The organism is Staphylococcus gallinarum, from assembly GCF_000875895.1.
GTDB lineage: Bacteria > Bacillota > Bacilli > Staphylococcales > Staphylococcaceae > Staphylococcus > Staphylococcus gallinarum.
The window spans coordinates 62,137-74,313 of sequence record NZ_JXCF01000010.1; the positions used below are offsets into that span (position 1 = coordinate 62,137).

Below are 12,177 nucleotides of genomic sequence, written 5' to 3' on the forward strand. Positions count from 1 at the left end.
AAATAATAAATGTTTATAGATATTAATTTATTGCTTATATCTCGTAGGAAAATTTTAACTTTATTTACTTTCTAATACATATTACAGCGTATGAATTGGGTATAAGTTATTTAAGAAAGGGGAGATACAATGGGAGTGGACTTACCAAAGATAGGCAAACCTGCAACCAATGCTCTGAAAGCTCAAGGAATTTCAAGTTTAGAAGATGTAGCACGCTATGATAAGACTACGCTATTAGATATTCATGGTGTTGGACCTAAGGCAATCGATATTTTGGAAAAGGCATTAGCTGAACATGGTCTAGACTTTAAAAATATATTAGGACACGAATTACCCTTTGAACTCATAGGTGATTTAAAATGCGACAATGCACCAAAGCAACGCATTATGTTGTATTTTTTAATTGCTTCTGCATTAGTAAATAAAGAACAACTGATAGCAGTATTAAGTGAGGACTTTATTTGGAAGGTTCCTGGTGCATTTGAATTGAAAGGTCTAGATGCCTTTTATGATGAACTGAGTGAACATCAAGTAGATATTAAACAAATAGTTATAAACGATAATATTTCACATGGTAAGGTAGGTTCAATGCATGGTGAACAATTGCAAAGCGATGGTTCGAAATTATGGTTCGCAGATTTCTTTGAATTTGAAAGTCATAAGAAAGATGCCAAGATTAAAACAGTGACATCATATGTCATTATGGATGAAGGAGAATCTTAAGATGAGTATCAAAATAGACAATAATAAAATTATTTTTACACGAACTTTTAATACATCAGCAGAAAAATTGTTTAATGCATATACAGATGAACAATTATTTAAAGCTTGGTTTCATCCTGAAGGTGCATCTACTGAAATATTTAAATTTAATGTACAAGATGGTGGAGACGCATTTTTTGCGATTCATACACCTGAAGGTACAAGTTATACGGTCACAGAATATAAGCAAGTAAAAGCACCAACAACAATTGATTATTATGACTATTTTGCAGACAGTGAAGGAAATAGAGCGGACAATATGGCGGGGATGCATAATATAATTACATTTAATCAGCTTAATAAGGATGAAACTGAAATTGAGTCTGTATCAGTATTGCCAGATGCCCAATCGGCACAACAGTTGCTCGACATGGGAGTTGAAGCGGGTATGAATAGTACCTTTGACAATTTAGAGAAGTTAGTTAAGACCTTATAAATGTCAAAAATATGTTAAAAATACACTGCCTCTTTTTTAATTATTCTCGATATAATATTAGTGAAAAGAGGTGAGTGCTTTGAATAAACGTTATGTAAAAGTTTTATTTCTTTATTCATTCAGTACTTTAATACCAACATTGCTATTAAATGAGAAATGTATGAGTAATCATGGATTCAAATGGTTTACACGAACTTTAGCAGGTTATGGTATTTTTGCATATGGTTTAAAGGTTTTAAGCAAATTTAAAGCCAATGCATAATATCCAAGCAGTGATTCTAGGCTGGATAGTTATATATTAATATAATAATAAAACAACCAATTCAATTATTATCTAACTGAATTGGTTGTTTTAAATTTTAAGAATTTAATTAGCTTTCTAAATCTTCGCCATTCGTTTCTATTACTTTTTTATACCAATCGAATGAATCTTTCTTTTTACGTTCTAATGAACCATTACCTGCGTTGTCTCTGTCCACATATATTAAACCATAACGTTTTTTCATTTCTCCTGTGGTAAAGGAAATAATATCAATAATACCCCAAGGCGTATAACCCATTAAGTCAACGCCATCTTCATCAACTGCTTTTATAGCTGCATCAATATGTGCTTTTAAATAATCAATACGATAACTATCATGTATTTCGCCTTGTTCATCAAATTCATCAATCGCACCGAAGCCATTTTCTACAATAAATAATGGTATTTGATATCGATCATATAAGACATTTAAGGTATATCTTAATCCTGTTGGATCGATAGCCCAACCCCAGTCGCTTTGTGTAATATACGGATTATCAACAGAATTTGCTAATCCGCCATTGGTAACATTTTCTCCAGTATATGTTTCGGCATCGTGCTTAACTACAGTTGTCATATAATAACTAAAGCCAATATAGTCAACTGTACCTGCTTTTAAGATTTCGTCGTCTCCATCTTGCCAACCAATATCATATCCTTTTTGTTGGAACATCTTATTTGCGTAGCTAGGATAATAACCTCGAACTTGAACATCAGGGAAGAAATAACGTAAACGGCTCGCTTTTACTGATTCCATCATATCTTCAGGATTGCAAGAATAAGGATAAATCGCTACATGTGAAATCATAAGTCCGATTTCGAAATCTGGGTTAATGGCTTTGCCAATTTTGACTGCTTTAGCACTAGCGATTAATTCGTTATGTGCAACTTGATATAGTATTTCTTCAGGATTTTCATCTTCACCAACTTGCACACCCGAATTCGTCCATAAGAATATAGGATTATCAGTATCCATTTGATTATTGATTTCGTTAAAGGTCATCCAATATTTAACTTTATTCTTATAGCGTTCGAATACGACTTCTGCAAAGTGGGCAAAAAAGTCTGCAACTTTACGATTTCTAAATCCACCATATTCTCTAGCAAGATGTAAAGGCATTTCAAAGTGAGAGAGCGTAATAACTGGTTCGATGCCATATTTTAATAATTCATCAAAGACATTATCATAAAATTGTAATCCCTCTTCATTTGGTTCACTTTCATCTCCATTGGGGAATATACGAGACCACGCAATAGATGTTCTTAAACATTTAAGTCCCATTTCATTGAATAATGCAATGTCTTCTTTATATCGGTGATAAAAATCAATTCCAATATGATTCGGATAATATTCATTAGGATCGACATCTTGTGTAATCTTTCGAGCTTTACCATGTTCACCAGCTGTCATGACATCGATAACACTGAGGCCTTTACCTCCTTGGTCATAACCACCTTCAAATTGATTGGCAGCAAGTGCGCCACCCCATAAAAAGTCTTTAGATAATTTAGTCATATGAATCAAGCTCCTTTAATATTATTTACTAATGACAGTCATTAATTCGTCTTCGTGTGTTACAGATGCTTCGGCGTTAACTATAACTTCCTCGAACTCACCAGAGTTAGTGATAATAATTGGAATGACTGTGTCATACCCTTGTTGTTCGAGCTGTTCCTTGTTGAAATTTAATAAAGGTTGATTACGGTCGATTTTTTCATGTTCTTGTACAAGTAATTCAAAGCCTTCACCGTTTAATTGAACGGTATCCAATCCAACATGAATCAATATTTCTACACCAGTCGTAGAGGTTATGCCAATTGCATGTTTGCTAGGTGCTATCATACTGACGACACCTTCGATAGGTGAGACAACTGCGTTAGCACTTGGCTGAATTGCTAATCCTTTACCCATCATTTCTTGTGCAAAAATAGGATCATTAACTTCAGATAATGGCAACACAGTACCTTTAATTGGGCTAAATACAGTTGTTTCTAAATTATCATCAACAATAATCGCATTTGGATTATTATCTTCAGCTGTATCGGCGACTTCTTCTGTAGTATCCTCTCCATAACCAAATATTTGGATTAATATAATAGGTAAAATAATGGCAATGGCACTCCCAATTAATATCCCCCAAATAGAAGTTGGATTATCACTGCTATAACCATTGACTACTGTGATTGGACCTGGTAAACCTGCATAGGCATAGTACTTAGGATTAAAGAAACTAGCAACAAATGCACCAATGGCACCACTAATACAAGCAATAAGGAATGGTTTTTTAAAGCGAATGTTTATACCATACATTGCAGGTTCTGTGATACCAAAGATTGCTGTGATACCTGCGGATGATGATACACGTTTGATTTCAGTGCTTTTTGCTTTGAGAAAGACACCAATTACTGCACCGAATTGTGAGATTACTGCGATAGTTTGAAAGGCCTGGAATGCGTCACTCTTATGTTGTTCGAAATTAGCCAAGATAACTGGTGTAATACCCCAATGTACACCGAAAATTACAAATACTTGCCAGAAACCACCGATGAGTGCGCCGGCTAACCAAGGTGCAACGGCAACGAGATAATTAAAGCCGCTAGCGATACCATGTGCAACTAAAGTTGAAATAGGACCTATAACTAATAGTGTCAATGGCACCATAATGATAATGCTGAAAAATGGAGTGAATAATGGTTTAACAACATCATGTATCCATTTATTTAAGTATTTTTCAACATAAGAAAGGATCCACACTAATAGTAATGGTGGTAACACCGATGACGTATAACTTGTTTCGGTCAATGGAATACCAAATAGATTTACGCTTTCTCCGTGTTGTATTTTACTTACGATGCCTGTTAAATCAGGACTGACAAGTGCTGCAGCACAAGCTACTGCAATATACATATTTACGTTGAAATGTCTTGAAGCGGTGATAGCGATAAAGATTGGTAAGAATGTAAAGGGTGCCCAGGAAATAAAGTTAAACACCTCATAAGTTCCTGTGTGTTTAAATGCTGGTGCTATAAGATTGATCACGATGAGCAGACCTTGTAATATACCAGCGGCAGCTAAAATATAAATAAAAGGTGCAAATACTGCAGACATAGTTGCCACAATTCTGTTTACAATAGTGCCTTTATTTTCCGATTCAGGTTGTAAATCGGCATTTGCATTATCTCCCGTTAATGCTTCAAATGATTTATAAACTTCACCGACATTATTTCCAATGACCACTTGGAATTGACCATTATTTTCTACGACGGTAACGACGCCATCTATGGCGGCAACTTTCTTATGAGCATCTGGTATAGAGCGCTTTAACACTAAACGTAATCGGGTTGCACAGTGTGTACTGTTAACAAGATTGTCTTCACCGCCGACAGCATCTAGTATTTGTTGCGCTAACACTTGGTTTTTATCTGCCATTCGATACAGCTCCTTTTATTATTAAAATTAATCACATCACATGTAAGCGATTTATTTCATTATAATTATACCGGTATAATTTGTAAAGACCCTAACAAAAATATGCTCGGTGTGTTAAAATGAGGTTCATGTTATAATGGTTTGAATTTTAATGTAAGAGGGGTAGACGAATGCTCAAATATGAACAAATAGCATTACAAATCAATGCATATATTGCTGAAGGTAACTATCAAGCTGGAGATAAACTACCTAGTGTAGAAACTTTGAAAGCTCAATATGAAGTAAGTAAGAGTACGATTATTAAAGCTTTAGAAGCTTTAGAAAAGAAAGGGAGAATCTACCAAGCGCGTGGCAGTGGTATTTATGTTCGTAATCCAAAAAGAGATGGTTATTTAAATTTATTTTCATCAAGTGGATTTAGTGATGAAATTGTGGGTCACTCAGTTACAAATGATGTGATTAGAGTAGAAGAAGTCATCGCTCCAGAAGAAGTTCGCCAAAAATTAAAGCTTGATAAAGATACAGAAGTTTATGTCTTAGAACGTATTGTGCATATTGATGGTAAGGTATTGTGCTATGAACAATCTTATTTCAACAAAGATATTGTGCTGTATTTAGATACTTCAATTGCAGAAGGGTCTATTTTTAGATATTTAGAACAACGCATAAAGGTTAAAATTGGATTTTCTGATATTTACTTTACTGTCGATAAATTAAATAGTGAGGAAGCACCGCTATTAAATTTATCAACGGGTGAGCCATGCTTAAGATATGAACAAGTATTTTATACTACGACTGGCGTGCCTTTTGATTGTTCACAATTGATATATCATTATGAGAATGCACATTTTTATATTCCTTCACAAAAATAAAGGCTAGACTATAACATCGCATTATTGTGTAATGAGGTGCTATAGTCTAGCTTTGTTCATATAGAATTTTTTAATTGAAACGGTTAATTACGTCTTGGATAGAATAATGATTTAATTGATTTAGTATAGTTTGATCTACCTCACTATAGATAGAATCTAAGGCACTGCTAATATTCTTTCCAACAAAGCAATCTGGATTTGTATTGCCATGAATTTTTGCAAAGTGAGTTTCTTCATCAAAAATAATTTGAAATACTTGACCCAAAAATATCGAAGTTGCAGGTTGTTTCAAACTGTAACCTGAAACGCCTTGACTACTATCAATTAGATTACCTTCCTTTAAGAAACGACAGATTTTTCTAACGAGTGTAGCGTTACTATTAATACTCGATGCTATATATTGACTTGAAACGGGTTCTTGTTCAGTAGCTAATAGTGTAAGTATATGAATGGCAACAGAAAATTGTGTGTTCATATTGTGCCTCCTTTGCACCGAACTTGTGCTTTAAATTGATACATGTTGATTTTACGTCATTTACTGCTCAGACGCAATGAAAGAAGTTATAGGATGATGAGCGAGAAGCTAATTATATATTGGTGTATCATAGCCATTGCATAGTGATACAGAATCATTAAATTTGTTAATGCAATTTAAAACTTTTCAATTGACTACTAGTAGTATAAACAATATTGTATTCATATGATTCAATAGAAGTTATGTGTATTGTATATGATAACTTGTATCGATAAATATATTAGCATAAGGAAGTGACAACATGTCTGAATATAATATTCGTGTGGCAAATCAAGGCGATGCTGAGGAAATACAAAGACTTATGTATGAAGCATTTACACCTCTTAGAGAGCTAGGCATTGATTGGCCGTCTGTCAATGCAGACGTCGATTTAGTAGAACAAAATATCAAAACAAGTACGACATTTGTCCTTGAAAATGATAAAGAAATTATATCTACCATTACGGTACGTTATCCATGGGAAGGAAAACGACGCATTTCTGTATATCCATTTGTCTGGTGGTTTGCGACAAAGCCGAGTTATGATGGTCGTGGTTTAGGTAGTAAATTATTGAAATATGTTGAAGAAACATACTTAAGAGACACATTAAAAGCACCAGCTGTAACACTAGGAACATCAGCAAGAAAGCATCCATGGTTGTTGGATATATACAAGAAACGTGGATATGAAGTATACGCAGAACATGAGAATAAAGATGGTGACTTAGGTGTTATTATGAGAAAAGTATTGATACCAGAAAAGTTTGATGAAGAAGTATTAGGTCAGCCACCATTCTAATCATTCATATTACAGGGAATCCCTTTATTACTAAGCTAAGGGGATTCCCTATTTTTGCGTATAAATGTGAAAATAATCACAAATACAGACGAAATTATATTACAATGCAAGTGTATAGAGGAGGGTTAGATGTGGTGGTAAATATACTTGTGTTACATGGTATGAATCGTCCAGGTGTTAATGAAAGTGTAAGAGAAAATTTTGAGCAATTATTTAACGATGCTCAATTAACGTATCACTTGGCCTTTCTAGAAGGCGATACACAAACATTAAAGCAAGTGGTTGAATTACTGATAAGTAAAGGGATAAAGCATTTTAATATTATTCCTATATTATTATTTCCTGCTAAACATTACTTTGAAGATATACCTAATATTTTGAAAGATATAAAAAGGAATTATCCACCAATGAATTACATCATCGCTGAACCTTTAGGTACACATCAAACTATCTCAAATATAGTGAAAAATAAAATTGCTAACACGTTAATAAAGAATGACAAAGTTCAAACAATCGTATTGTTAGCACATGGTAGTTCTGCATACACTGAACCACAACAAGCAGTGCAACATTTAGCTCAGTCGTGTGATGTGTTTGGCATACCTATTCAAACTGTATTGCTTTATGGTGCAAGTAATTATGTAGAGCATTTAGAAAAAATACTCAAGCAATATCCACAAACATTAATTGTGCCATTATTTCTTAGAGATGGCTATTTAGTTCAAAGGACTAAACAAAATATTAGGCAACAAGCATTTGCTGAATACGTGACATTTGCTTCAGCAATTAACTTCGTGCCTGATTTAGCAAAAGTAATTAAAGATAGAATAAACGAATTAGAGGTGTTAGCAAATGTATGCTATGCAAGTTAATTTAACAGGGAAACATGTTGTGATTATCGGTGGTGGACGGGTCGCCTATCGAAAAGTACAACAATTACTTAAGGAGGACATACACGCTATTACAATTATCAGCAAAACATTTTTACCGGAATTTTTTGCAATAACACATGCTAACTTAAAGTTAATTACTAAATGTTATGACGCGAATGATATTAAAAATGCGAATTTAATAATTGCTGCTACAGATGATAAACAAGTGAATAATCAAGTTGCTAAAGATGCTCATATTGATCAATGGGTAAACAATGTCAGCGATAAAGAAAAATCTGACTTTTATAATGTTTCACAGTTTACTGTCAGTAATGTGACAGTACAGATTAGTTCTGAAGGTACGGATTATCACAAGGTAAAGACGTTAACGACAGAGATAAAGGAATATCTAAATTGTAGTGATAAGGAGGATATAAATGACTAAAGAAAGATTAGTAATGATAGGAAATGGTATGGCGGGTATCAGAACAATTGAGGAGATACTGGAACGAGATGATCAAAAATTTGAAATTACGATAATAGGCAAAGAGCCATATCCCAATTATAACCGTATAATGTTATCTAATATTTTACAAAAGAAGATGACTCAAACTGATATTATTATGAATGACTTTGACTGGTATGAATCACATGACATACATCTTGTTATTGATGATCCGGTTACTGAAGTGGATAAATTACAAAAGCAAGTGATGACACAAAGTGGTCTGACTTTTGAATATGATATTTGTATATTTGCAACAGGTTCTAAAGCATTTACATTACCTATACCAGGCTCAACCTTTCCTAGTGTAATTGGTTGGCGTACTTTAGAAGATACTGAAAAAATGATTGAAATTGCTAAAACCAAGAAACATGCGATTGTCATAGGTGGCGGATTATTGGGCTTAGAATGTGCGAGAGGTTTATTAGACCAAGGTATGGAAGTTACTGTTATACATCTCGCAGATTGGTTGATGGAAATGCAACTAGATAAAAAAGCAGGCATGTTATTACAAACTGATTTAATTGCACAGGGTATGAAGTTTAAATTAAATGCAAGTACAGAAGAAATCATAGGTGACACAGATGTAACTGGAATTAGATTAGCTGATGGAACAAAGTTATTAGCAGATCTTGTGGTTATGGCAGTAGGGATAAGACCATATAATGAAGTTGCCCGTCAATGTGGATTGGAAGTCAATAGAGGTATTGTTGTAAATGATTATTTACAGACGAGTGATGATTCAATTTATGCAATTGGTGAATGTGCCGAACATAATGGGCTAGTCTATGGTTTGGTGGCCCCATTATATGAACAAGGACAGGTGCTTGCAGATTATTTAACTGATAGAGAAACTACAGGTTATCACGGCTCTACAACATTCACTTCTTTAAAGGTATCTGGCTGTGACTTATACAGTGCGGGCTATATTAAAGAGGATGACATAACTAAAGGTATTGAGATGTTTGATAGTGTCAATATGTATTATAAAAAAGTATTTTTAAGAGAAGGCAAGCTTGTTGGTGCAGTACTTTATGGTGATGTTGCCGATGGACCAAGATTCTTTAATATGATGAAACAAGATCAATCTCTCGACGACTATACTTTAGTTTCAATGTTACATAAAGGCACTGAAACTGAAAGTAATAATGTTGCAGCATTGAGTGATGACAGTACAATTTGTGGATGTAATGGCGTGTCAAAAGGGAAAATAGTGACAGCCATAAAGGAAGAAGGATTAACAAGCGTTGATGAAGTAACAAAGCTAACTAAAGCAGGTAATTCATGTGGTAAATGTAAGTCACAGATAAACGAATTGCTGCAACATACGTTAGGTGATGATTTTGTTGCTGCCAAACCAGCTGGTATTTGTGCATGTACAGATTTAACACGTGACCAAATTGTCACTCAAATTAGAGCTAAAGGTTTAAAAACATCGAAAGAAGTCCGACATGTTTTACAATTTAAAGATAAAGGTGGTTGTCCTAAATGTAGACCGGCAATTAATTACTATTTAAATATGGTCTATCCACATGATCATGAAGATGAAACGGCATCTAGATTTGCTAATGAAAGATATCATGCGAATATTCAAAATGATGGTACATTTTCAGTGATACCTCAAATGCGTGGTGGGGTGACAGATGCCGATCAACTCATTCAATTAGGTACGGTTGCTAAAAAATATCAGATTCCTTTAGTAAAGGTTACAGGTTCTCAGCGTATAGGTTTATATGGTGTTAAGAAGGAACAATTGCCACAAATTTGGGATGAATTAGGTATGCGTTCGGCTTCAGCTTATGGTAAAAAGACGCGTTCAGTTAAGAGTTGTGTAGGTAAATCTTTTTGTCGATTTGGTACACAAGATACAACTAAGTTAGCGATTCGTTTAGAAAGCACATTTGAATATATAGACACACCACATAAATTTAAAATGGGCGTTTCAGGTTGCCCAAGAAGTTGTGTCGAATCAGGTGTTAAAGACTTTGGCGTAATTGGTGTTGAAAATGGATTCCAAATCTATATAGGTGGTAATGGCGGTACTGAAGTAACGGTAGGGCAGTATCTAACGACAGTTGAAACCGAAGATGAAGTCGTAAAGTTGTGCGGTGCATTGATGCAATACTATAGAGAAACAGGTATTTATGCAGAGCGTACAGCACCGTGGTTAAATCGTCTTGGTTTTGATCGTGTAAAAGATGTCATTTTAAATGAAGCACAACAAACACAGTTATTCCAGAGAATTATGGAAGCAAAAGAAGTGGTACAAGCGGAACCTTGGCGACAAATTTCAAGTCAGAAAAAAGAAAGAGCACGCTTCGCAGTTGAGGAGGTATAAATAGATGGCACAAAGAAAAATTAAAGTAGCGCATTTGAAAGAGTTACAGCCATTGATCGGTAAGAAAATACTGGTTGAGAATAAAGAAATTGGTCTGTTTTTAACTGAGGGTGGAAATGTTTATGCGGTCAATAATATATGTCCACACAAAAATGGACCATTGAGTGAAGGTATAGTAAGTGGTGAATTTGTATACTGTCCACTTCATGATCAAAAGGTAGATTTGACGACAGGAATAGTTCAAGAACCTGATACCGGATGTGTAGAATCTTATAAAGTAGAAATCATCGACGAGGATGTCTATGTATGCCTGTAATCAATTACGGTAAAGTTTATCTTATAGGTGCAGGACCTGGAGATCCTACATTACTTACAAGACAAGCAGAACAGTTAATAAAAAGGGCTGATGTAATCTTATATGATCGCTTGGTAAATCCATTTATCCTACAGTTGGCAAGACCGGAAATTCCCATTATCGATGTTGGGAAATTACCTTATAGTAAACATGTTAAACAAGATGAAATTAATGACTTGTTGATCGAAACTGCATCGAAATATGACCTAGTTGTGAGGCTTAAAGGTGGAGACCCGGCTGTGTTTGGTAGAGTATACGAAGAAGTAGAAATATTAAATAAGATGCACATAGATTATGACATTATACCTGGTATCACTTCATCAACTGTAGCTATGGCACATCTTGGTTTAGGGTTCACAATACGTGATATAGCTACGAGTGTGACATTTACTACAGGGCATTTTAAAGATAATTCCGATAAACCTTTCGATATCAATGGATTATTAAATTATGGTACCTTAGCGATTTATATGGGAATTAGAAATATTGATAGCATAATGAAAGAAATCTATAACAAGACACACACTAATTTTCCCGTTGTTGTATGCTTTGATGTGACAGGGCCAATGGAACAATATGTTACAGGGACAGTATTAAATATTGTAGATAAATTAAAGGATGTCACCAATAATAGTAAACCAGGGCTTATCATCATAGGACATGTTATTGGTAAATTGAATATGAGTGAAGGATTAACGGTCAAATATAGAACAAAATATTTAGTGCAAGGGACACGTACTCATGCGATTGACAAGGCTTTTGAATTATACGCGCAAGGTGACTGGTGTATGATACTTCCTAATGATATAGAACAACTACATCCATCACAAAGGGCGTTAATAGAAACGTATTTAAAACAATCTTTTGATTCGAAAATAACAGTAAATTAACAATAAATACACATAAAAACATAACTATGTATAAATCTAAGACGATTGACCAAAATAGTTACTAATGCTTAATAAAACAACGATTGCGGTTTACTTCGTGAAT

Annotated in this window: 13 protein-coding genes; 10 read left to right on the forward strand and 3 right to left on the reverse strand. The window is 34.4% G+C overall.

Annotated elements, in window-relative coordinates:
• The first annotated feature begins 129 nt into the window (after positions 1-129).
• The 3 genes from SH09_RS08690 (at position 130) to SH09_RS08700 (ending at position 1,460) form a co-directional block, all read left to right on the forward strand.
• A complete protein-coding gene (locus SH09_RS08690; RefSeq protein WP_042739264.1) occupies positions 130-723 on the forward strand; it encodes a helix-hairpin-helix domain-containing protein in 594 nt (197 codons plus the stop codon).
• Between the two features lies 1 nt (position 724).
• Positions 725-1,198, forward strand: coding sequence for an SRPBCC family protein (locus SH09_RS08695; RefSeq protein WP_042739265.1), 474 nt, complete (start codon positions 725-727; stop codon positions 1,196-1,198).
• Positions 1,199-1,277: 79 nt separating this feature from the next.
• Positions 1,278-1,460 carry a hypothetical protein gene (locus SH09_RS08700; protein ID WP_042739266.1) on the forward strand — a complete coding sequence of 61 codons (183 nt, stop codon included), beginning with the start codon at positions 1,278-1,280 and terminating at the stop codon, positions 1,458-1,460.
• Positions 1,461-1,569: 109 nt separating this feature from the next.
• Here the strand turns inward: SH09_RS08700 and SH09_RS08705 are convergent, their stop codons facing one another.
• Together SH09_RS08705 and SH09_RS08710 are read right to left on the reverse strand one after the other, a co-directional pair.
• Entirely contained in the window at positions 1,570-3,015 is a 1,446-nt protein-coding gene (locus tag SH09_RS08705) for a 6-phospho-beta-glucosidase (RefSeq protein ID WP_042739267.1), read from the reverse strand.
• Positions 3,016-3,036: 21 nt separating this feature from the next.
• Positions 3,037-4,929: a beta-glucoside-specific PTS transporter subunit IIABC gene (locus SH09_RS08710; RefSeq protein ID WP_042739268.1), complete on the reverse strand. Its 1,893-nt coding sequence runs from the start codon at positions 4,927-4,929 to the stop codon at positions 3,037-3,039.
• A 170-nt stretch (positions 4,930-5,099) separates the two neighbouring features.
• Between SH09_RS08710 and SH09_RS08715 the strand changes: the two genes are divergently transcribed.
• Positions 5,100-5,801 (forward strand): GntR family transcriptional regulator, encoded by a 702-nt coding sequence (locus tag SH09_RS08715; RefSeq protein WP_042739269.1) that lies wholly within the window; start codon positions 5,100-5,102, stop codon positions 5,799-5,801.
• A 70-nt stretch (positions 5,802-5,871) separates the two neighbouring features.
• Here the strand turns inward: SH09_RS08715 and SH09_RS08720 are convergent, their stop codons facing one another.
• Complete coding sequence (locus tag SH09_RS08720) at positions 5,872-6,276, reverse strand: Rrf2 family transcriptional regulator (protein ID WP_042739270.1); 405 nt, start codon at positions 6,274-6,276, stop codon at positions 5,872-5,874.
• A 301-nt stretch (positions 6,277-6,577) separates the two neighbouring features.
• Here SH09_RS08720 and SH09_RS08725 point away from each other — a divergent pair, with 301 nt between their 5' ends.
• The 6 genes from SH09_RS08725 (at position 6,578) to cobA (ending at position 12,074) form a co-directional block, all read left to right on the forward strand.
• Entirely contained in the window at positions 6,578-7,114 is a 537-nt protein-coding gene (locus SH09_RS08725; protein ID WP_042739271.1) for a GNAT family N-acetyltransferase, read from the forward strand.
• 131 nt (positions 7,115-7,245) lie between these two features.
• Positions 7,246-7,986, forward strand: a complete 741-nt coding sequence (locus tag SH09_RS08730) for a sirohydrochlorin chelatase (protein WP_052495425.1) — start codon at positions 7,246-7,248, stop codon at positions 7,984-7,986.
• Positions 7,967-8,431, forward strand: a complete 465-nt coding sequence (locus SH09_RS08735) for a precorrin-2 dehydrogenase/sirohydrochlorin ferrochelatase family protein (RefSeq protein WP_042739273.1) — start codon at positions 7,967-7,969, stop codon at positions 8,429-8,431. The genes SH09_RS08730 and SH09_RS08735 overlap by 20 nt, the downstream gene beginning before the upstream one ends.
• Positions 8,424-10,829, forward strand: a complete 2,406-nt coding sequence (nirB, locus tag SH09_RS08740; protein WP_042739274.1) for a nitrite reductase large subunit NirB — start codon at positions 8,424-8,426, stop codon at positions 10,827-10,829. The genes SH09_RS08735 and nirB overlap by 8 nt, the downstream gene beginning before the upstream one ends.
• Positions 10,830-10,833: 4 nt before the next feature.
• A complete protein-coding gene (nirD, locus tag SH09_RS08745) occupies positions 10,834-11,145 on the forward strand; it encodes a nitrite reductase small subunit NirD (RefSeq protein WP_042739275.1) in 312 nt (103 codons plus the stop codon).
• Positions 11,136-12,074 carry a uroporphyrinogen-III C-methyltransferase gene (gene cobA / locus SH09_RS08750; protein WP_042739276.1) on the forward strand — a complete coding sequence of 313 codons (939 nt, stop codon included), beginning with the start codon at positions 11,136-11,138 and terminating at the stop codon, positions 12,072-12,074. Before nirD ends, cobA begins: the two co-directional genes overlap by 10 nt.
• The last annotated feature ends 103 nt before the right edge of the window (positions 12,075-12,177 follow it).